The sequence below is a fragment of the Candidatus Thioglobus sp. NP1 genome (genome assembly GCF_003326015.1).
Taxonomy (GTDB): Bacteria; Pseudomonadota; Gammaproteobacteria; order PS1; family Pseudothioglobaceae; genus Pseudothioglobus; species Pseudothioglobus singularis_A.
In genome coordinates this window covers 1,261,083-1,283,290 of record NZ_CP023860.1, presented here as the reverse complement: position 1 = coordinate 1,283,290, position 22,208 = coordinate 1,261,083, and the positions used below count along the sequence as shown (strand labels likewise).

Annotated in this window: 22 protein-coding genes and 1 other RNA gene; 6 read left to right on the top strand and 17 right to left on the bottom strand. The window is 35.5% G+C overall.

Annotation, left to right across the window (positions count from 1 at the left end):
* The first annotated feature begins 92 nt into the window (after positions 1–92).
* Positions 93–878, top strand: coding sequence for a HalD/BesD family halogenase (locus CRN91_RS06585; protein WP_114115641.1), 786 nt, complete (start codon positions 93–95; stop codon positions 876–878).
* Here CRN91_RS06585 and CRN91_RS06580 read toward each other — a convergent pair.
* The 6 genes from CRN91_RS06580 to CRN91_RS06555 are packed head-to-tail and all read right to left on the bottom strand — an operon-like array spanning position 875 to position 5,944.
* The gene (locus CRN91_RS06580) at positions 875–1,885 is read right to left on the bottom strand and encodes an Ldh family oxidoreductase (RefSeq protein ID WP_114115640.1); all 1,011 of its coding nucleotides are present in this window, start codon (positions 1,883–1,885) and stop codon (positions 875–877) included. The two genes, CRN91_RS06585 and CRN91_RS06580, sit on opposite strands and share 4 nt — an antisense overlap.
* A 30-nt stretch (positions 1,886–1,915) precedes the next feature.
* Positions 1,916–3,019, bottom strand: coding sequence for a cis-3-hydroxy-L-proline dehydratase (locus CRN91_RS06575; RefSeq protein ID WP_114115639.1), 1,104 nt, complete (start codon positions 3,017–3,019; stop codon positions 1,916–1,918).
* Between the two features lie 8 nt (positions 3,020–3,027).
* Positions 3,028–3,753 carry an amino acid ABC transporter ATP-binding protein gene (locus CRN91_RS06570; protein ID WP_114115638.1) on the bottom strand — a complete coding sequence of 242 codons (726 nt, stop codon included), beginning with the start codon at positions 3,751–3,753 and terminating at the stop codon, positions 3,028–3,030.
* Entirely contained in the window at positions 3,750–4,409 is a 660-nt protein-coding gene (locus CRN91_RS06565) for an amino acid ABC transporter permease (protein ID WP_114115637.1), read from the bottom strand. The genes CRN91_RS06570 and CRN91_RS06565 overlap by 4 nt, the downstream gene beginning before the upstream one ends.
* 10 nt (positions 4,410–4,419) lie before the next feature.
* Positions 4,420–5,079, bottom strand: coding sequence for an amino acid ABC transporter permease (locus CRN91_RS06560; protein ID WP_114115636.1), 660 nt, complete (start codon positions 5,077–5,079; stop codon positions 4,420–4,422).
* A 49-nt stretch (positions 5,080–5,128) separates the two neighbouring features.
* Positions 5,129–5,944 (bottom strand): transporter substrate-binding domain-containing protein, encoded by an 816-nt coding sequence (locus tag CRN91_RS06555; RefSeq protein WP_114115635.1) that lies wholly within the window; start codon positions 5,942–5,944, stop codon positions 5,129–5,131.
* Between the two features lie 218 nt (positions 5,945–6,162).
* Here CRN91_RS06555 and CRN91_RS06550 point away from each other — a divergent pair, with 218 nt between their 5' ends.
* The 5 genes from CRN91_RS06550 (at position 6,163) to CRN91_RS06530 (ending at position 10,821) form a co-directional block, all read left to right on the top strand.
* The gene (locus tag CRN91_RS06550; RefSeq protein ID WP_114115634.1) at positions 6,163–7,062 is read left to right on the top strand and encodes a dihydrodipicolinate synthase family protein; all 900 of its coding nucleotides are present in this window, start codon (positions 6,163–6,165) and stop codon (positions 7,060–7,062) included.
* 8 nt (positions 7,063–7,070) lie between these two features.
* A complete protein-coding gene (locus tag CRN91_RS06545; protein ID WP_114115633.1) occupies positions 7,071–8,102 on the top strand; it encodes a trans-3-hydroxy-L-proline dehydratase in 1,032 nt (343 codons plus the stop codon).
* A 28-nt stretch (positions 8,103–8,130) separates the two neighbouring features.
* Positions 8,131–9,165, top strand: coding sequence for a proline racemase family protein (locus CRN91_RS06540; RefSeq protein WP_114115632.1), 1,035 nt, complete (start codon positions 8,131–8,133; stop codon positions 9,163–9,165).
* Between the two features lie 8 nt (positions 9,166–9,173).
* The gene (locus CRN91_RS06535; protein WP_114115631.1) at positions 9,174–10,436 is read left to right on the top strand and encodes an NAD(P)/FAD-dependent oxidoreductase; all 1,263 of its coding nucleotides are present in this window, start codon (positions 9,174–9,176) and stop codon (positions 10,434–10,436) included.
* 85 nt (positions 10,437–10,521) lie between these two features.
* Positions 10,522–10,821, top strand: a complete 300-nt coding sequence (locus CRN91_RS06530) for a DUF6172 family protein (RefSeq protein WP_114115630.1) — start codon at positions 10,522–10,524, stop codon at positions 10,819–10,821.
* 12 nt (positions 10,822–10,833) lie between these two features.
* On the opposite strand, the gene guaB is transcribed toward CRN91_RS06530, so the two are convergent.
* The 11 genes from guaB to CRN91_RS06475 all read right to left on the bottom strand — a co-directional run bounded on the left by guaB (position 10,834) and on the right by CRN91_RS06475 (position 22,192).
* The gene (gene guaB / locus CRN91_RS06525; protein WP_114115629.1) at positions 10,834–12,294 is read right to left on the bottom strand and encodes an IMP dehydrogenase; all 1,461 of its coding nucleotides are present in this window, start codon (positions 12,292–12,294) and stop codon (positions 10,834–10,836) included.
* Between the two features lie 18 nt (positions 12,295–12,312).
* On the bottom strand, positions 12,313–12,966 hold the full coding sequence (locus CRN91_RS06520; RefSeq protein ID WP_114115628.1) for a TIGR04211 family SH3 domain-containing protein: 654 nt from the start codon (positions 12,964–12,966) through the stop codon (positions 12,313–12,315).
* Positions 12,967–13,047: 81 nt separating this feature from the next.
* Positions 13,048–15,795, bottom strand: a complete 2,748-nt coding sequence (locus tag CRN91_RS06515) for a valine--tRNA ligase (protein ID WP_114115627.1) — start codon at positions 15,793–15,795, stop codon at positions 13,048–13,050.
* A gap of 75 nt (positions 15,796–15,870) precedes the next feature.
* The gene (recR, locus tag CRN91_RS06510; protein ID WP_114115626.1) at positions 15,871–16,455 is read right to left on the bottom strand and encodes a recombination mediator RecR; all 585 of its coding nucleotides are present in this window, start codon (positions 16,453–16,455) and stop codon (positions 15,871–15,873) included.
* 20 nt (positions 16,456–16,475) lie between these two features.
* A complete protein-coding gene (locus tag CRN91_RS06505) occupies positions 16,476–16,781 on the bottom strand; it encodes a YbaB/EbfC family nucleoid-associated protein (RefSeq protein ID WP_114115625.1) in 306 nt (101 codons plus the stop codon).
* Positions 16,774–18,396: a DNA polymerase III subunit gamma/tau gene (dnaX, locus tag CRN91_RS06500; protein ID WP_114115624.1), complete on the bottom strand. Its 1,623-nt coding sequence runs from the start codon at positions 18,394–18,396 to the stop codon at positions 16,774–16,776. Before dnaX ends, CRN91_RS06505 begins: the two co-directional genes overlap by 8 nt.
* Positions 18,397–18,425: 29 nt before the next feature.
* Positions 18,426–18,521, bottom strand: an RNA gene (gene ffs, locus CRN91_RS06495) — signal recognition particle sRNA small type.
* Between the two features lie 49 nt (positions 18,522–18,570).
* On the bottom strand, positions 18,571–19,407 hold the full coding sequence (locus CRN91_RS06490) for an aminotransferase class IV (protein ID WP_114115623.1): 837 nt from the start codon (positions 19,405–19,407) through the stop codon (positions 18,571–18,573).
* A 56-nt stretch (positions 19,408–19,463) separates the two neighbouring features.
* Positions 19,464–20,609: a D-alanyl-D-alanine carboxypeptidase family protein gene (locus tag CRN91_RS06485; protein WP_114115622.1), complete on the bottom strand. Its 1,146-nt coding sequence runs from the start codon at positions 20,607–20,609 to the stop codon at positions 19,464–19,466.
* An 87-nt stretch (positions 20,610–20,696) separates the two neighbouring features.
* Entirely contained in the window at positions 20,697–21,833 is a 1,137-nt protein-coding gene (gene rodA / locus CRN91_RS06480; RefSeq protein WP_114115621.1) for a rod shape-determining protein RodA, read from the bottom strand.
* On the bottom strand, positions 21,830–22,192 hold the full coding sequence (locus CRN91_RS06475; RefSeq protein ID WP_114115620.1) for an Mth938-like domain-containing protein: 363 nt from the start codon (positions 22,190–22,192) through the stop codon (positions 21,830–21,832). The genes rodA and CRN91_RS06475 overlap by 4 nt, the downstream gene beginning before the upstream one ends.
* Positions 22,193–22,208: the final 16 nt, after the last annotated feature.

The following is a 22,208-nucleotide window of genomic DNA, read 5'->3' as shown; positions in this document are numbered from 1 at the left end:
GCTTATTATCTATTATCAATATAGTTATTGCATTAAAAATATGACTTTATAAATGTATATAATCGAGTTCGTATAGTTAAATTATTAATAATATGTCATTTCTATTACCAACTGTTATAGATGATAAAAAGCATCCAATTAAAGATGCCTTGTATAGGTCACAATGTAAAGAAACTCTAGATTCTGAGGGTGTCTTAGTTCTTAAAGACTTTATCCAGGATAAAGCTATTAAGATGATCCTCAGTGAAGCAAAGAAACAAGAATATCTGGCTTATTACTGTATAAATAATCATAATGTTTATTTAGAGCCTACAGACAAGAACTACCCATTGAATCATGCTCGAAATAGAACTGTAGTTTCTTCTAAGGGATGTATTACTGATGACCAAGTTCCAAGTCAATCTCCTTTAAAAGTGCTTTATGATTCAGAAGAGTTCAAAAAATTTCTTTGTTCTGTTCTTGGTGAAGAGGTGCTCTATAAATATGATGATAATTTATCCTCAATCAATATACATTATGCTACTCAAGGGCAAGAGTTGGGTTGGCATTTTGATAACTCTTCTTTTGCTATTACCTTGCTGATACAGAAGCCAGATGGAGGAGGTAAGTTTGAGTACATTCGTGATTTCAGAGATGTGGATAATACTATTAAGAATTATCAAAAAATAAGTGATCTTTTGGATAATAAATTTTCCCCAGATATTCTAGCAATGGAGCCCGGCTCTTTAGTGTTATTTCGTGGAAGAAATGCGATTCATAGGGTAACTCCAACAAAGGGTACCAAAATGAGAATTCTATCCGTTTTAGCCTATAATTCTAAGCCAGGAGTCAAATTATCTGAGTCAGCTAGAATGACTTTTTTTGGAAAATTAAACTAGCTTTCGTCTCGAAGATTAATAATAGTATTCACCAGAGATGTATTGACTTCTCTTGGTCCTTTGTTTGCTCGATTTTCATGTCTTCTAGCGCCTGGTAGACGCGTTCCATCAATATTATTGTATTCTTTTAGAAATTTTTCAGTTTGTTCTGAAGTATCTTTACCTGAGATAATTTCAGGAGACATAGCAAGAATAAACTGACCACCTTGTGCTGGACCACCATCACCATTATCACGCTCTTTGGTCTCATAAGAGAATGTTTCACCAACTAAAGGTCCTGACAAGAGTTCAACCATAAGTGCTATTACTGAGCCTTTATGACCACCAAATGGAAGTAAAACCCCTTTATCAATTTCCAAGGCATCAGTTGTTAATTCTCCTGATGCAGAAAGGCCAGTTCCAAGAGGTACAGAGTGCCCATCTCGGGCAGCAATTTGAAGCTCACCTTTAGCCATAGAAGAAGTTGCCATATCAAATACAATTGGATTCTTACCAGGACGTGGCCATGAAAATGCAATTGGATTGGTACCAAATAATGCAGAAGCACCTCCAGCAGGAGCAACACCTGGCATATAAGAAACAGACGTCAGTCCAACGAGCCCATGATCACTTATTGCCTCAACCTCTGGCCAAAGTGCTGCAAAGTGATGACAGCGTTGGATTGATAAGCCAGCAATACCAAATTTTTTTGCAGCTTCAATAAGTTTTTTTATTCCATAGTTATGAGCTAATGGAGCGAAGCCATTCATGGCATCACATTTTAAGATTACTGGAGTAATTTCACTAATTTCAGGCCTTGCAGAGCCGTCTACCTTTTTACTTTTAAGTGCTTTTATATACCCAGGAATGCGAAAAAGCCCGTGAGAAATTGAGCCATCTCGCTCAGCATTAGTTACGGTAGTAGCAACTGCATCTGCATTTTCTTCATTAGCACCATGCGCCATTAGAGACGTTTTTGCTAAAATGAAAATTTCATCTAGACTTAGATTGCTGGTTTTATTAGACATAAAGCTTCACCTTTTGATTTAAATAATGTTTTAAGAATAAGAAAGGACTGTGTCACCCAAAACTTTGAAGTTTGGCTCAATACCAAGTCCTGGTCTTTCAGCAGCAGTCATTTTACCATTTACTCGTTGAGGTGCGCCACTAGCTATTTCAACTGTTCCATAGCTATTAAAGTCAGTTGCTGAAAAACAAAACTCTTCTGGTGTTGAGCGAGCTAAATGTGCAATAGCTGCAGTAACGATATCTCCACCCCAAGTATCTTCAATTGTCATTGGGATGCCAGAGGCTACACAAAGATCTCTCATTAATTTGGCTTTGGTTAAGCCTCCAACTTTGGAAATTTTGAGATTAATTACATCCATAGCATCCTCAGCAATAGCACGAACTAACATATCTGGACCATCAACTACTTCATCGAGGATAAATGGGAGAGAAGTGCGTCTTCTAATAGAAACGCTTTCTTCATAAGTCATGCATGGTTGTTCAATGTATACATCAAGATCAGAAACAGCACTAACAACCCTAGCTGCTTCATGCTTAGTCCATCCAGTATTTGCATCAGCTACAAGAATGTCACTTGGCTTTAAAATTGCTCTAGTAGCTCGAATACGCTCAATATCATCATTTGCATTTCCACCAACCTTAAGTTGAAATTTTGTATAGCCTTCAGAAGAGTATCCAGATATTTTTGCGGCCATTTCTTCAGGACTTTGCTGACTTATTGCTCGGTATAAAAATACATCATCCTGTGCTGATCCTCCTAAAAGATTAAAGACTGGTTGATTTGTTGCTTTGCCAAGAAGATCCCAGCATGCAATATCTATTGGAGCTTTGGCGTAAGGATGGCCACGTAATGCTGAATCCATGATGCGATTGATTTCACCAATATTTAGTGGATCAAGGCCAATTAAATGAGGTGCTAGTTCAGCGAGTCCAGCACGAACTCCTAGTGCAAAAGAAGGTAAATAAGCAGATCCTAAAGGGCAACATTCTGCATAACCAATCAATCCTTCATCAGTTTCTATTGCAACCACAGTACTATCAAAAACATCAACAAAGTTATTATTTGACCATTTATATCGGCCTTCTTTTAATGGCAAATCTACTTGCCATGCTTTGATTGCAGTTATTTTCATTTTTACTCCTATGTTTTAACTTTTGATAGAAATTTTTGTAAATGTTTAGATTTTGGAGATCCAAAGAGTTTATCAGCTTGGTTTATTTCTTCAATCTTGCCTTCATGAAAAAATGCTACCCTATCAGAGACTTCACGTGCAAAACCCATCTCATGAGTCACACAAATCATTGTCATGCCCTCATCAGCAAGAAGTCTAATAGTATCAAGGACTTCTCCTACAAGTTCTGGATCGAGAGCAGATGTCGCTTCATCAAATAACATACATTTTGGCTCCATTGCAAGTGCTCGTGCAATAGCTAGTCGTTGCTGCTGCCCACCTGATAATGCAGAAGGATATTGTGAAAGCTTATCACCCAGACCAACATGTCGGAGTTGTTTTTCAGCAACATCTAGCGCTTCTGATTTAGAAAGCTTGCTAACAATTTTAGGAGCTAGAGCTACATTTTCAAGGACTGTTAAGTGAGGGAAACTGTTCCATTGTTGAAACACCATACCCATATTTTGGCGAACTGAATTAAGATTTGTATCACTAGCATGGACATCAATATCATCTACGATGATTTGACCTTTTTGAATGGGTTCAAGGCCATTAATACAATAAAGTAAAGTAGATTTACCAGAGCCTGAGGAGCCTATCACACTTAAGACTTCTCCTTTTGGCACTTCAAGATCTATGCCTTTTAATACTTCAAGTTCATCGTATTGTTTGTGTAGGTTAGTAATTTTAATCATTGAGACCACCTTTGTTCAAGTCGAGTAGCATAATAAGAAATTGGATAAGATAAAGCAAAATAGAAGGCTCCAGCAATAGATAATATGAGGATCGCCTCTTGGGTTCGAGTCATAAGTATTTGAGAGGCCTTTAAAAGCTCAACATATCCAAGTATTGATACTAGCGCACTATCCTTTAAAACTCCTAGCGCAACTCCAACCCAAGCAGGGAATACAGCTCGAAGACCAATCGGCCAAACAACATAGCGTAAATCTTGCCAATAGTTCATACCTAAACTTCTTGCTGCTCGCCTCATTGGGATTCCAACTGCCTCAATTCCAGCTCTAGCTACGTTTGCAACATAGGCTGAGGTGTAGACAATAAGAACAATTAATCCTGCTTCAAAGGGATTAAGTCTAAGGCCAATAATAGGCGCAAAATTAAAAAATAATACTAGTTGAATAATTAATGGAACAGAGCGAAAAATATCTAGTATTGTTCCAAGGGTAAACGCTACTAATCTTGAAACACTGAGAGCTAAACCTAAGAATATTCCAAGGATAGACCCAATACTAATTGCCCAAAAAGAAATCCATAGAGTCCTTAAAGCTGCTTCACCAAGGAACCATAAATCATTAGGGTTAAATCCAGAAAAATAAGTTGCTGCTGATTCCATTATTAAACTCTTAGTATTTAAAAAGGCGATTTGCCATTAATCTTGATGCACCAAGAATAATCTTAACTAGGACGTAGTAAATTACTGCAGTAACTGCAAAATATTCAAAAATTCGATAAGTTTTAGATGCAAAGAATTGCGTTTCTCCTGAAAGCTCGCGAAATCCAACTAACATACCTAGGGATGACATTAAAACTGCCCAGACCATTTGGTTAGTCATAGGATGGTAGACAATACGCAGAACCTGAGGAATTATAATTCTAGTATAAGTTTGAAAGTTATTCATTCCAAGGCTTAACGAGGCTCTTACTTGGGTATCCGGGATGGCATTAAATCCGCCACGAAAATTTTCAGCTAAATAACCAGCATTATTAAATGTTAAGCCCATCAATACAATAAGGAATGGACTGAAATGAATACCAAATGCACCAAGACCAAATCCAAAGAAAAATAATTGAAGAAGCGCTGGGGTATTTCGAGCTAATTCAATCCAAGAAACAGCAAACCATTTTAATGGCCCTGTCATATTGATTCTTATTAGAGATAATGCTAGGCCAAATAATATCCCTAGAATCATTGAAAGAATTGCAACTTCCAAAGTTAATACTGCTGATTGTAATAAATCAGGAAGGGTCTTGAAGACTGGTCTCCAATGGAAGTTGTAATCCATAAATAACTATAAAAAAATGGCCGGCAAGCCGGCCATATTAAATTAACTATTAGTAGTAAACACCAGGAATACGTAATTCAGGCGCTTCGCCACCAACAAACTTACCCCAAAGCTCTTGGTACCGGCCAGAACGAACTTGCTGCGTTACAAAAAGGTTAAGGTAGTTAAGCCAAGTAACATCCATACGTGGACCAACTACAGAAGTATAGTCAGTGCCCCATGGCATACGAGGACCAGCGATAACTGTATCAAATTGCTGAGTTATTGGTAATACTGTTGTGTTGGTAGTAATACCAGCATGAGCTTTTCCTTGAGCTACAGCTAAGAATACTTCATTCTCAGATTGATAGCCTTGATAATTGCCTTCAATTCCAAGTTCTTTAGCTATCTTCAACCATTCCTGTTCAGGGACAGTTCCAATTGCAGCAGCAACTTTCTTGTCATACATATCTTCAACAGTAACGATACCACTATCAGCTCCAACAATAGCTTGAGCATAATAAATAGCATAAGGTATTGTGAAACCAACTGTTTTAGCACGAGATAATGTATCAGAAGTACCACCAAATACAACATCACCACGATTAGTAACAATTAATGGTAGGCGTTCAGCCCAAGTAATTGCAATAATTTCATGATCAACTTCTAATGCAGCTGCAAGGTCCTTACAATACTCAACATCAAAACCTGCTGGCTCATTATTTGCATCACGATAGCCAATTGGTGGAAAGTCTAAAACTACTCCACATCTTAGAACTCCAGCATCAATAACATCATCTAGTTTATCTGCGGAAGCTGTAGTAGCGCCTGTAAGCAACAAAGCTGCAGTAGTTAGCGATACTAATGTTTTAGAAAACATTTTCATTTGTTTCTCCTATTAATTTTTAAATATAACACTGAAATACTCGTCTGAGAATCCTAATGTTGGCAATATCTTATCACTTTTAATTCAAAAATGTAAGTTCTATTCCCACACTATTTTTATATTTTTTATATTTCTACTCTAAATTAATTACAAAGTATCGATTAAAGTTAAATATAGTATATTATTTTCAAAATAAATAATTTAATAGGAGAGACTTAATGAGATTTGAAGGAATTTACACACCAATTATCACACCTTTTGCAAGCAACGGACAAATTGATTGGGATGTATATGCTGAAGTGATTGATTGGCAAATTGAAAATGGTGTAGCTGGAATTATAGTCGGTGGATCTACTGGTGAATTTTATGCGCTTTCCAAAGAGGAGCGTATTCAACAATTTAAATTCGCATCAGAGCGAATTAATAATCGAGTCGAATTTATGGCGGGAGTTAATGATATTCGAGCTGATGAGTGCATAGATATTTCTATGGCAGCAGTTGATGCAGGAGCTAAATCGCTTTTAGTAGCTGCCCCACCTTATTCTCTTCCTTCAGAAGAAGAGCTGGCTTATCATGTTCTTGCGATAGCTAAAACAACAGAATTACCAATTATGCTTTATAACTATCCAGGAAGAACTGGAGTTGAGATGGGTGAAGATTTTTTATCAATAGTTGCAAAAAATCCACTTATAGCCGCTATTAAGGAGTCAAGTGGTGACTATTCTAGATTGCCTTTATTATCAAATAACTACCCTTCAATTGAGCTAGCAGTTGGAGGAGAAGAGCAGGTTCTTGAGTTCGCAGCATGGGGGGCAAAGTCTTGGGTGTGTGCGACAGCTAACTTCTTCCCTTCGGAATGTGTGCAGGTAATGGATATCCTCGGAAAGCAATCAGATTTTAATAAGGGGAGAAAGCTTATGGCTGCCTTTATGCCACTAATGAAAGCCCTTGAACAAGGTGGTAAATTTTTACAATGTGTTAAATTTGGCTGCGAAATGCAAGGCCGCCCTGGAGGAAATGTTAGACTTCCGCTACTTCCGATGGATGACTCTCTTAAACAAGAAATGACCATTATTATTGAAAATACTCGTAAATCGTTAAATTCAATCCTTAATTAGAGCATCGAATGAACACAAATAAATTAATCCATATTGTTTCATGCCATGCAGAGGGTGAAGTAGGTAACGTTATCGTTGGAGGTGTAGCTCCTCCAAAAGGAGATAATCTTTGGGAAAAGGCCAGGTGGATTGATCAAGATCAAAAATTAAGACAGTTTGTTTTAAATGAGCCAAGGGGAGGCGTGTTTAAACATGTGAATCTTTTAGTGCCTCCTATAGACTCAAATGCTCATCAAGGTTTTATAGTTATGGAGCCAGAGCACACTCCACCAATGTCAGGATCTAACTCAATTTGTGTTTCAACTGTTCTGCTTGATACTGGATTGATTCCAATGACTGAGCCCATAACAGAATTTATACTTGAGGCACCTGGGGGCCTAGTTCCAGTTAAGGCTTATTGTGAGAATGGAAAAGCTAAAAGTATAGAGGTTCATAATGTTGCATCTTTTGCTGATCAGCTAGATGTTCATATTGATGTTGAAGGGATGGGCTCTCTTAAAGTAGATACTGCATATGGAGGAGATAGCTTTGTTATTGTTAATGCAGCTGAACTTGGCTTTAATATTACACCTGATGAAGCCAAGGATATAGCTGATATTGGATCAAAAATAACAGCTGCTGCGAATCTACAATTAGACTTTAATCATCCTACTAATCCTGATTGGAACCATATTTCATTCTGCGAACTAGCGCTTCCTTTATTCGAGGAGGATGGAGTAAAAGTCAGTCGTAATAGCGTTGTAATAGACCCAGGCAAATTGGATCGCTCTCCCTGCGGTACTGGGTGTTCTGCTCGAATGGCACTGCTTCATGCTAAAGGAGAGTTAAAAAAAGGTGACCGAATGATTGGTCGATCAATTATTGATTCTCGCTTTGATTGCAGTATAGTGGAGGAGACTATGGTGGGTGCTAAGAAGGCAATTATTCCTTCAATTCGAGGAAGGGCTTGGATTACTGGTACTCATCAATTAATGCTTGATCCTGAGGATCCATGGCCAGAAGGTTATCGGCTAACTGATACTTGGCCAATTAAGAAATGAAATCTGTTCTTTTAATAGGTTAAAGCTTATGCAATGGAAAAAAACTATCACTATGGTAGAGGCTCATGCAGAGGGAGAGGTTGGACGTATTGTTATGAGTGGTGTTAATGATATCCCTGGTGACACAATGTTAGAAAAAATGAACTATATAAATCAAGTAGATGACAGTTTACGTCGTTTTTTGGTATTTGAGCCCCGAGGTTATGCGCAAATGTCAACCAATCTTATTTTTGATCCAATTAACAAAGATGCTGATATAGGTTTTTTGATTTTACAAGGCGATAAGGCTCATGCTATGTCAGGCTCAAATAGTATTTGTCTAGTAACGGTTTTACTAGAAACTGGTCGAATAGAAATGAAGGAGCCTGAAACGACAGTAACATTGGATACCCCTGCAGGAATTGTTCAGGCAACAGCGTCCTGTAAAAATGGAAAATGTGAAAGAGTATCATTAGATATGACTCCATCATATGCAGACCAACTTGATGCAATAATAGATGTAGAGGGGCTTGGAAAAGTTAGTGTTGATATTGCTTTTGGTGGTATTTTTTACGCTTTAATTGATCCCAGTCAGTTTGATTTAAAAATCTTACCTGAGAATGCCCGTCAGCTTGTAGATATTGGTACTCGTATTCATAGAGCAGTTAATGAACAGCTTGAAATAAGTCACCCTGAGCTTGAGAGTATTAAGGGTATTTCTTATACGATGTTTGTTGACCATGACGATGAAGGTAGAATGAAAGGTGCTACTATTCTGCCACCTGGTCGAATTGATCGCTCTCCATGCGGTACTGGAAATTCTGCTCGACTAGCAGTTATGGAGGCAAGAGGGCAGATTAAAGTTGGTGAAATTCTAAAGGCAAGATCTATTATTGATAGTGAATTTCAGGTAGAAATAATTTCTAAAAAAACAATTGCTGGAAAACCTGGAATCTTACCAAGGATTTCTGGACGTGGATGGATACATGGCATCCATCAAGTAGGAATTGATCCCAGTGATCCATATCCTTTAGGTTATAAAGTATCTGACTGCTGGGGTGATGCTTTTGATTTACTTAGTTAAGAGATATAATGACCTCTAAGGGAATCCCTTTAGGTTCATCTATTGCAATAATAGGGGCTGGTATTGTAGGTGTTGCAAGTGCATGTGCTCTTATGCGACAAGGCTACAAAGTCTCAATCTTTGATCCATCCCATCCAGGAGAGGCTGGTTCATCGATGGCGAATGCAGGCCACATTGGCGCTTCAGATATCTATCCTTTAAGCACACCAGGCATTCATTGGAAAGCTATAAAAATGTTAATGGACTCTAATGCACCATTAAAGATTTCATTTAAAGAATTTTGGCTAGAGTTACCATGGTTTTGGCGATTTTGGCGAACTTCTCATGCAAGCAATTTTGAATCTGCAACAAAAGCATTAAGCTATCTTTGTCATAATTCTATTGATGATACAAGAGAGCTTTTTGAGTATTGCAATATGGGTGATATGCTTGATCATAAGGGTTGTATGTTTATTTATGATACTGAGGAGAGTTTTAATAGTAGTCTAAAGAGTTGGATTGATAAGAAAAATCGAGGTTTTAGTAGTGAAGTAATAGATCTTGATCAGCTAAATATAAGAGCTCCTTATATTAGTAATAAGTTTAAGTATGCTGTCTTATCACATAATTGGGGGCAAGTTAGTGATCCACTTGAAGTGGTAAAAAGTATTGCTAATGTTGCAGAGAAGGGAGGTGTCATTTTTCATCAAAACCGAGTTAATAGTATTTCTAAAAAAAACAATTCAATTGATTTAGCTACTGATAAAGGAACAGATAGTTTTGATGCAGTAATAATTGCAGCTGGTATCGGATCAGTTGATTTTGCAAAATCTTGCGGTGATTTTTTACCCATGGCTTCTGAAAGAGGATATAACTTAACTATTCCTTCAGCAAACATTAAAAATGAATTACCACTTGTCTTTGCAGATCGAGGAGTGGTTACAACAAGTCTATCGAGTGGATTTAGAATAGGGGGCTGGGCAGAGTACTCAAATTCTAAAAATAAAGCGAACCAAGACCATTTTAAATCTATTGCTCGAATTAGTCGCGAATTATTTCCAGAAATAAATATAGATAATGCTAAATACTGGATGGGTAGTCGGCCTTCAACTCCTGACTCTGTTCCAGTAATTTCTTGCTCTCAAAAAATGGATCGTATTTTTTATAATTGTGGTCATGGACATTATGGGTTAACTCATGCTGCAACTTCTGCAAAAATTTTATGCAAGTTACTAGATGATAGCGCTGACTATACTGAGCATGAGGGCCTATCGATTAATAGATTTTTATAACCAAGTAAATAGTACATTTATTTTTTTAAGTATTAAATTTTAACTAAAATACCCCTCTAGTCAAGAATTAGATAAGCAAAACACAATGAAAAAAACATTTCTATTAACACATCCAAAGATTAAGACTGCAAGGCTTATAGAGGCAATAAGGCGTGATGTTAAAAAGTATCTAAAAAGAGAAAAAAGAAAGTCATTACCTGATGGCGCTGATTACTGGGATTTTGATTGTAAGTTTGGTCCAACAGAGGATAAAGCAGAGATGATTTTAGTTTCTGAGATAAGCAAATGTATAACTGAAGTAGAGGTTGAAAACCTTAAATCATTTTATTTAGAAATTCTCGCAAAACCAGGCCTTAAAAAAAATTTTACTAAACCTAAAATTTAGATAAGTGTTGATTTATTGGTGATAGTTTGGTGCCTCTTTAGTAATTGCAACGTCGTGAACGTGAGACTCAGTCATTCCTGCAGCGGTAACTTGCACAAATTCCGCTTTAGTTCTCATAGTAACTAGATCTTTGCATCCTGTATAGCCCATTGACGATCTAATTCCACCAACAATTTGATGAATGATTGGTCTTATAGAGCCTTTAAATGGGACTCTTCCCTCGATACCTTCGGGGACAAGTTTTTCTGCAGCAAGTTCAGCTTGAAAATAACGGTCTGATGAGCCATGAGCTTGACCCATTGCGCCAAGAGAGCCCATACCTCTATAAGCTTTATATGATCTTCCTTGAAAGAGCTCCACTTCACCTGGTGACTCCTCTGTGCCGGCAAGCATTGAGCCAATCATAACGCTGTGTGCACCAGCAGCAAATGCTTTTGAAGCATCACCTGAAAACCTTATGCCACCATCAGCAATAACAGTTACATTAGTGTCTTTTAGTGCTTCTGCAACATCTGATATAGCACTAAATTGAGGCACACCAACACCAGCTACAATTCGAGTAGTGCAAATACTTCCAGGTCCAATTCCAACTTTGACACAATCAGCACCAGCTTTAGCTAAATCTAGAGCGGCCTTAGCAGTAGCAATATTTCCTGCAATAATTTCAAGATCAGGGAAATCTTTTTTTGTCTTTTTAACTCGATCTAAGACGCCTTGTGAATGACCATGAGCGGTATCAATAACAATCATATCTACACCAGCTTTAACTAGTGCACTAATTCTATTAGAAGTACCTTTTCCAACGCCTACAGCAGCACCCACAATTAACCTCTCTTGATCATCTTTAGCAGCTTTTGGAAAGTCACTAGTTTTCTTGATGTCACTTACAGTAATCATACCTCCAAGCTTAAAATTTTTATCTGTCATCAAGACTCTTTCAATACGATGCTTTTGAAGGAGATTTCGAACAGTATTCATGGAGACGCCTTCACTAACCGTTATTAGGTTCTTTTGTGGAGTCATAACATTTTCAACAAGCTCATCAAGACGAGTTTCAAATAAAACGTCTCTACTCGTTATAAGACCAACTAAAATATTTTTTGAAACAACAGGAAGAGCAGATATTCCATGCTGGGATTGGAGGTCAAATACATCCTTTATAGTTGCATTTGGTTCAATACTAATTGGGTCTCTGATTATTCCAGATTCAAATCTCTTTACCTTTCTGACTTCTTTGGCCTGAGAGATAACTGACATGTTTTTATGAATAACTCCCATTCCACCTTCTTGAGCAATAGCAATTGCAAGTTTTCCTTCAGTAACAGTATCCATTGCTGCGGACATAATTGGAGTGTTAAGAGTAATTTTATTTGTAAGTTTTGATGTTAAATCAACTTCCTTGGGAAGAATAGAGGAGTGAGAAGGGACTAATAATACATCATCAAAAGTCAGTGCTTTTTTTAATACTTTCATATAAATTCTCCTAATTCTTTAATAACGCCTTCTATTCAGAAGTCCAGGTAATATAAAACCAATAATCATTCCAAAGAATAACACTATTGCACCAACAATAAACCAGTTTCTTGAGCTAGTATCTTTTTGTATTTGAGTATTGTTTTCCGCCAACTGGAGTTCTGCTTTGAGCTGAAGCGATTCTTGAATTAATTTTTCATTCTCATGTTCAAGCTTAAGAGCATCTTGATAGACTTGTTCAATATGAGCCTTTTCAGCTTTAGATTTTGAACTTTGAATAGCAAGATCTGTATTATCTTGTTTAATAGTAATAAGTTCATTTTCAAGAGCTTCTTTTTCAGTACTCAACTTAGAAATTAGAAGCTTATTTTCATTGAAAGTTCTAGTTAATTTTTTTAATTTTTCTCTCGCAGAGGGTTCTGAAGAAATATAGCGTGATGAAATCCATCCAATAGTATCATCAACTTGAATCTGAGCCCACCCATCTTCAGTACTTTGCAATATAGAAGCTTCTGTGCCTGAAGAAAGAAATCGAATAATATTTTCATTATCAAAGGACTTTTCAGATCGAAAAGGCAATTCCATTTGATCAGTTATATAGACAAGTGATTCAGCACCAGCTCTAAAGGTTACTAATAATAGAAGTAAGAATAAGGTTTTATAATTTTTCATATTTTAATAATTACTATTGTATATCGCACAAAATAAAATAAATGTGTTTTATGTGTGCTTTTAATGAACCATAATATTTTTTCATAATTGGCTAATTTTTTTAAGTTGGATCTCAAGCTCGTCAAGAGATTGCTCTACTGAAGCAAGTTTTAATTTTTCCTTTTCAACAACTGCCTCTGGAGCTGAAGATATAAATTGATTATTATTCAATTTTCCTGAGAATTGAAGTTGTAATTTATTCAATTTATCTATTTCTTTATTTAATCGAGCTATCTCTTGGTCTTTATCAATTAAGCCTGCTAATGGGATAAGTATTTTCATTTCACCAACTAGAGCAATTGCAGACTCAGGCTCATTATCATTATCTAAAAGAATTTCAACATTTTTAAGTTTTGCTAAGGCAAATATAATTGACTCGTTATTTTTAATAAAAGTTTTGTCCAAAGAATTTAGATTTTGGACAAAGCATGGAAGAGGTTTTCCTGGGGTAATATTCATTTCGCCTCTTATTTGCCTAATTCCCAAAATAAATTGTTTTAACCAATCTATTTCTAACTCTGCATCCTTGTTAAAGAGAGCTTTATCAGGTTCAGGAAATTTTTTAGAAATTAGCTTCTCTGTAGAACTATCAATAAGTTTTTGGGACTGCTCAAAAATCTCTTCCGTGATAAATGGAATAATTGGATGAAGTAAGATTAAAATTTCAGTAAGTACTTTAAGCAGTGTGGCTTGGGTACCTTTTTTTGTTAAATTATTTTCCAATAATGGTTTTGATAACTCTAAATACCAGTCACAATAATCATGCCAAACAAAATCATATAAGGACTGGCTCATTAAGTCTAGGCGGTATTCAGATAAATGTTTTTCTACCTCAATTTTTGTATGCTGAAGTCTAGAGAGGATCCATTTATCTGGGGAAGATAGTTTTGAATTAAAATCAATTGATTGCGATTCTAGATTCATTAAGACAAAACGAGATGCATTCCAAAGCTTATTACAAAAGTTTCTATAACCTTCTACTCTTTTAAGATCAAATTTAATATCCCTACCAAAAGAAGCCAGAGCAGCAAAGGTAAATCTTATTGCATCAGTTCCAAAAGCAGGTATTCCATCAGGAAATTCTTTTTTGGTTTGTTTTTTAATCTTTTCAGTGAGTTTTGGCTGCATCATGCCTTGTGTTCTTTTGACAAGAAGGTCTTCTAGGCTTATGCCATCAATAAGATCGATTGGATCTAGCACGTTACCTTTGGATTTGCTCATTTTTTGACCATTGCCATCTTTTATAAGACCTGTAATATAAATATCTTTAAATGGCACGTCTCCAGTAAACTTCAGGCCAAACATAATCATTCTTGCAACCCAGAAAAAGATAATATCAAAACCTGTAACAAGAACACTTGTAGGATAGAAGCGTGCGAGTTCAGGCGTATTTTCTGGCCATCCTAGGGTTGAAAATGGCCACAAAGCAGAAGAGAACCAAGTATCAAGAACATCTTCATCTTGAACAAGATCATTATCAATACCAGCTTGAGCCTGAGCTTCTTCTAGATTATTTGCAACATAGATTTTTCCAGACTTGTCATACCATGCTGGAATACGATGTCCCCACCATATTTGACGAGAAATACACCAATCTTCAATATTTTCCATCCAATTAAAGTAGGTTTTGTTCCAGTTTTCAGGTACGAAGCGAATATCGCCTTTTTTTACTGCTTCTATAGCGGGTTCTGCTAATGGCTTTACCTTAACAAACCACTGGTCAGTCATATAAGGTTCAATAATACTATGCGTCCTGTCTCCTCTTGGAACCATGAGGGTATGGCCATCAATTTTTGCAATTGAACTTTGTTTTTCTAAGTCTTGAACTATAGCTTTTCGAGCATCAAAACGATCCAATCCTTGATAGGCTTCTGGAGCATTAAGATTAATTCTAGCATCATCAGTTAAGATATTTATAGTTTCAAGATTATGTCTTTGACCAATTTCATAGTCATTGAAATCATGTGCTGGTGTTATCTTTACACAACCTGTACCAAACTCCATATCAACGTAGTCATCTGCAATGATTGGAATTTTTCTATCTGATAGAGGAAGAGCTATCATTTTCCCAATTAAATGTTGATAGCGTGAATCCTCTGGATGAACTGCAACAGCTGAGTCTCCAAGCATTGTTTCAGGACGGGTTGTAGCCACAACTAGAATTTCATCTGAACCAATAACTGGGTATTTGATATGCCATAAAAAGCCAGTTTCTTCAGTACTTATGACTTCAAGATCAGAAACTGCAGTTAATAGAACAGGGTCCCAATTAACAAGTCTTTTGCCACGATAAATTAAATCTTCGTTATATAAATCAATAAAAACTTTTTTTACTGCTTCTGAAAGCTCTTTATCCATGGTGAAACGCTCTCTTTCCCAATCAACAGAAGCTCCCAGGCGTCTCATTTGAGAGGTAATAGTTCCTCCTGACTTAGACTTCCAATCCCAGACTTTTTCGGTAAATTTATCACGACCAAGGTCATGACGAGAGATATTTTCTTGTCCTAGCTGCCTTTCAACAACCATTTGGGTTGCTATTCCAGCATGATCAGTTCCTGGTTGCCACAAAGTTTGACTACCTTTGCTTCTGTTATATCGAGTATATACATCCATAATAGTATGCTGAAAAGCATGACCCATATGTAAGCTTCCTGTCACATTAGGTGGAGGAAGAACAATACTAAAAGTATTTTTACTCTTTGAGTTTAAATTTGAAGAGAAGAGACCATCTTTCTCCCATACATCGCGATACTTTGCTTCGATATGTTCAGGATTGTATGTTTTTTCCATGAAGTTATGATGGCGGATAAAACTGAAATATTATACAATAACTACGGTAAGAAGAACTACACCTTTAACGATAGTCTAATTGTAATCCTTTCGTCCAGAAAGTGCATGCGCTATAGTATTAATATCTGTGTATTCAAGTTCACCACCTAAAGGAATTCCATGAGCTATCCTAGTGGTTTTTATTTGATATTTTTTAGCTAAATTATGAATATAGTGAGCAGTAACCTCACCTTCAATAGTTGCATTAGTTGCTAGAATTATTTCATTAACCTTTTCTTTCGTTAATAAGCCTTCAAGTTCATCTAAACCAAGCTCTGCAGCTCCAATACCATCAATTGGTGAAAGGTAGCCACTAAGGACAAAGTATTTCCCAGAATAGACCCCACTCTGTTCAATTACATGAATATCTGAAGGAGTTTCAACAATACATAATTGTGACTCGTCACGAGAGGTGCTTGAGCATATCTCACATACAGTTTTTTCAGTAAGAGTCCTGCATCTCTCACAATTTTTCACATTTTCCATCGCTTCATTTAAAGCCTTGGCAAGATCTAAACCACCTGGCCTATCTCTTTCCAAGAGGTGGTAAATAAACCTTTGGGCAGTTTTAGCACCAACACCAGGTAATTTACTGAAGGCTTTATTTAGTTTTTCAATCATCTTATGTATTTTTAAAGCTATTAAAAAGGTAAGTTTATCCCACCAGTAACACTTTTAAGCTTTTCTTTTGAAATTAAACTTACTTCGTTAGAGGCATTATTGATTGCTAATATTAATAAATCTTCTAGCATCTCCTTATCATCCATTAGGGAATTATCAATGCTTATATTTGTAACTTTATAATCCCCATTTAAATCAACTTTAATAGCCCCAGAGGCTGACTCCCCTCTACATGAAATTAATTTAATTTCTTGTTTAGCAGACTCCATATCTTCTTGCATTTGCTTTGCTTTTTTCATCATTTCAACCATACCACCTTTAAACATTTTTAGTCTCCTTTAATGATTTAATTGATTTAGTATCAACCTTTGTATTGAAAGTTTCTTCTAGTTCCTTAAGTCCATCATCACCCAGAAATTGCTCTTCTGTTATCTTTCGTTCTGTCTCAAGCTTAGTAGATTCTTTTTGAGACAAAGTGCTTCCATTAGTTTCACCTGATTCAATAAATAGAGTTAAATCACTATAAAAACTTCTTAGTGTTTTTTCAATAGAGTTTTTAGTATTCTTTGTGAGTAAATTCATAAATTCATTATTAAGAGTAAGTTTTAGTGTTGAATCAACTAATGAATTAAAAAGAGTATTTTTTACAAGCATCTTTGCAGCACCTTCAAAGCCAAGCTCAACAATAACTTTCTCCCAATCATCTTGGGATTTAATATCAGGAGCTTTTATTACGTCTAATTCGACATCTTTATTATTTGTTTTATCTAAATAGTCTGAATTAATCGAGTTGTCTTTATTTTTCTTTAAAGCAGTTTTGTCGCTATGACTTGGTTTTAGATTTTTTTTTTCTGTATTCTCTTGATCTGGATGAAAAGCTATCATTCTAAGAATCGTCATTTCAAGGCCTGTTTGTTCGCTTGGAGAATGTTGCATGTCTTTTTGACCATTGATTGCAATTTGATAAAAAAGTTGTAAGTCTTGAGCTGAAATTTTGTTGGCAAGATCTATAATTTCTGGAGATATTTGTTTCTCGTCAACAATCATTTGAGCAGTAGATATTTTATGAAAAAGGGAAGTTAAGTCTTTTAGTGTTGTTGAAAGGTTTTCCCCTCTATGAGCTAAATCTCTAATTAATAATAAAGCTTCCTTCGCCTTTTTTTCAATAACTAGCAAAGCAAGTTTTGCAATGTCACTATGATTAACTAAGCCAAGCATTTCAGTTATGTCTTTATCTTTTACACTTCCATTTCCATAAGAAATTGATTGATCAAGAAGACTAAGAGCGTCTCTCATTGATCCATTACCAAAATCAGCTATTTTTGATAATGCTTTGTCTTCAAATTCTAGTTTCTCAGAATTCATAATAAACTTAAGATGCTCTAAAATTTCATTATGGGTGAGTTTATTTAAATTAAATTGAAGACAACGGGAAAGAATAGTGATTGGAAGTTTTTTTGGATCAGTAGTTGCTAGTAAAAACTTAATATGTTTTGGTGGCTCTTCAAGAGTCTTTAATAGAGCATTGAAGCTACTTTTAGAGAGCATATGGACTTCATCAATAAGATAAATCTTATAAAGATTTTTAGTGGGCGTATACTGAGCATTTTCAAGAATCTCTCTCATATTATCTACTCCAGTATGAGAGGCGGCATCAAGTTCAATAAGGTCAACAGATTGTCCAAGATCTATTTCTAGGCATGTTTCACATTTACCGCATGGATTAGAGCTAACTCCAGTTTCACAATTTACAGATTTGGCAAAGATTCTAGCAATAGTTGTTTTACCAACACCACGTGTTCCAGTGAATAAAAAACCATGGTGGAGATGATTATTGTCAAGGGCATTAACAAGGGTTCTAATGGTATGACTTTGACCAACTAACTCATTAAAGTTGTGTGGTCTATATTTTCTTGCTAAAACTTCGTAGTGTTCACTCATTACTGATTAGATTAAAATAAGAAAGGTAGTGCCAAGAATAGGATTCAACACATAAAAAAATTATTACCGTTGCTCCCTTCCGGGCCTGGCGGGGTTCATAACTATTCATTGTCGGTGTACCCTCGACACTACAATTTGATTTTACTTGTTTTGAAAATCTAATTAAATATATATTTAATTTTGAATAATACTTTCAATCTTTTTCAATCGTCTTCCAGAGACTGAGCGCTTAGCATTTTTTGAGTCTTGAAAGCTATCGTAGATTAATGACCACAAAGGGCCAGCATTTCCAGTACCAATTTTTTTGTTATCAATTAATGTAATTGGAAGGATTTCGCGAGTAGAGCTGGTAATCCAAACTTCATCTGCATTCATTAACGCGTCTTTATCAAAAGTAATTTCTTGGACTTCGAGGTTAAGTCTCTTTGCACATGATATAACTGCATCTCTAGTGATGCCAGGTAAAATCTTTGGCCCCTTTGGATGAGTAGATATAAGGTTATTTTTAACGATAAAAACATTTGAACTAGCACCTTCAGTAACAATACCATCTTTACAAAGAATTGCCTCTTCTGCATTTTCAATTTTTGCCTCTTGCGCATACATCGTATTTGCTAGAAGTGAGGTTGCCTTTGTATTACACTGAGACCATCTAATATCATCTCTTGATATAGCTGTTTTTCCTTTAAGTAGCTCTTCTTTGATTCGAAGTGGCATTGTACTTGCTTGAATATAAACAGTTGGTTTTAGGTCTCCATGAGTATGTTTTCTATTCTGATCACAACCTCTAGATACCTGCAAATAGATCGCTTGATCAGCACTTACACTATTAAAAGAGAGAATTTTCTCAATAAGATTTATCCATTCATTTTTACTATGAGGATTTTTAATTTTGATTGCATCAAGACCTTCTTGAAGACGATTAAGATGAGCATCTAATCCAAATATGTTATTGTTGTAAGTTGGAAATACTTCATAGACCCCATCCCCAAATAGAAAGCCTCTATCCATTACAGAAATGTAAGCTTTATTTTTTTCAACGAAATTTCCGTTTAGATAAACCAAGATTATCTAAAAAGAAGTTTTACAGTATCAACCATTTTTGTTAAAAAACCACCTTCAATAGCATTATCAAGTGCTACAAGAGGAAGAGTTGCTATATTTTTATTATTAAAACTAATCGCAAGAGTGCCAACTTCATCACCCTTAGTAATTGGAGCAATCAAGTCACCCGAAAGATTTATGGTTTGAGTAGTGTATTTGAATTGATTACGAGGAAGAGTCAAGTAACTTGATTCTGCAACCCCAACCTTAATATTTGCTTTTTTAGATTTATAAACTGGAACTTGATGAGATATATCATTAACTGATTGTGTTTCAAAAAAACGAAATCCATAGTCCAGAAGTTTTTCAGTTTCAATAGTCCTTGCTGCAGGGCTTGCAGAGCCCATTACTACAGTTATAAGCCTCATACCAACTCTATTAGCACTAGTTACTAGGCAATATCCTGCCATTTGAGTCCAGCCAGTTTTAAGTCCATCAACAGTACTATCAGTAAAAAGGAGTTTATTTCGATTAGTCTGCGTAATATTGTTATAAGTAAATTCTTTTTCACTATACCATTTATAAAATTCTGGAAATTCTTCAATCATAGCGCTTGATAGAATCGCCATATCTTTTGCAGTTGTGTATTGTTCTTCATGCGGAAGGCCTGAAGAGTTTTCAAAACGAGAATTTGTCATGCCAAGTTGCTGGGCATAATCATTCATAAAGAGAACAAAAGTACCTTCAGAACCCGCAACATGTTCTGCAAGAGCAACCGAAGCATCATTACCTGATTGAATAATCATCCCTTTAAGTAAATCTTCAAGTCTTATTATTTTTCCAACCTCAATAAAACTTCTAGAGCCCCCAGTTCTCCATGCTTTTTCGCTAATTTTAACTTCATCATCGAGAGTTATGAATTCCTCTTTAAGCCTTTTAAAGATGACATAAGAGGTCATAATTTTTGTTAAGCTGGCAGGCGACCTTCTTTGGTTTTCATTATTGGCAGCTAGCATGGATTTAGAATTATGATCCATAAGAGCATACGAGCTTGCATCAATTGGAGGTGCATCAGGTATATAAAAACGTGGCTCATCTGCATGAACATTAAATGCAAATAAGAATAAAAATATTAATTGTAAAGATTTAAGCAAGGCGTTTGATTTCATAGAATAATAGTTATGAGTTAAATAATTTTTTTATTAATTAATTTTAAAAAAAATACTACCATTTTTTCGTAAGTCGATTATAACGAGTTACTGTAAATAACGCGGACTTTTATGTTTATGAATCGACATAATTATTCCAAAACTTGCCATTAGTGTCATCAGTGATGAACCACCATAGCTTATTAATGGCAATGGAACCCCAACAACTGGAACAAGTCCAGAGACCATTCCTATATTTACAAAAATATAAGTAAAGAATACAAATGTAAGGCTTGATCCTAATAATCTTGAAAAATTATCTTCACATCGAAGTGATAGACTAAAACATCTGTAAATAATAAATGAGTATATTATTATCAATAGCATAAAGCCAAGAAAGCCAAGTTCTTCAGCTAATACTGAAAAAATAAAGTCAGTAGATTGTTCAGGCACAAAGTCCAATTGAGATTGTGAGCCTTGAGTAAGACCCTTGCCAGTCAAACCTCCAGACCCAATTGCAATTTTTGATTGAATGATATGATAGCCTGAGCCCAATGGATCAGACTCAGGGTTAAATAAAGTTAATATTCGTTTTTTTTGATAGGCTATCAATAAATAATTCCAAGCAAAGTAGAGACTACTAATAAAAAAACTTAAAAGAATTGTAAGATTTAACCAAATATTTTTAACTACTTTTATTCTAAATCCAGAGAAAAATAAAACATAAACGCCAGATGCACCAATCAGAAGAGCTGTACCTAAGTCTGGCTGTCTTGCAATAAGTAAAACAACAGTTGATATTACTACTAAAGAAATTATTACAGGAAAGGCTCTAGGTGGTAAAGTCTTTTCACTTAAGATAGCAGCAATGGTTATTGGTACAATAATTTTCATTATTTCTGAAGGTTGAAACCTAATTATTCCTATATCAAGCCACCTTTGTGCACCCCCCCCAGAGCTTCCAAAAAATAGTACTAATATTAATAAAATGATCCCTAAAATTATTAATATTGGTGCTGATCTAAGAAATAAGATTGGGGGTATTTGTGCAATTATCAACATAACTGATGTTGCTAAGCCAAGATGAATAAGCTGTTTATAAACAAGGTTCATTGAGCCACCAGAGCTACTATATAAAATGAGAAGACCTAAAGAGGAAAGTAAAATAATAAAAATAAATAGGGGGGTATCAATTTTGAAAAACTTATAGAAGGAAATAACTCTTTTAAAAAGATAAAGAATCATATTATTAATAAACCAACTTTTCTTAAATCCGCAAGAAGTAAATTGAAACTTGAACTTGCTGAAGTATTATTCATACATTCAATACCAAGTCCTAACTCAGATAACTCAACTTGTTGTTTTGGCAAAAGGAAAACTGTACTCTCTCCAGTTCCAATTATCAATATATCTAATGACTCTTTAGCTAAAAGAGGAAATAAAAACTCTTTATTAATATCTTCAATTTTAGTGATTGAAAGTTCTTCAGTTTGATTTGAAGAAATAAAACAGGGAGTCTTTAATTTTGAGGAGGCTAGTGAAACTGAAACATTATCTAATGAGATAATTGTATTTTGATTAGCACTTTGTTGAGTAAATTCCATGAATTAACTTACTTAT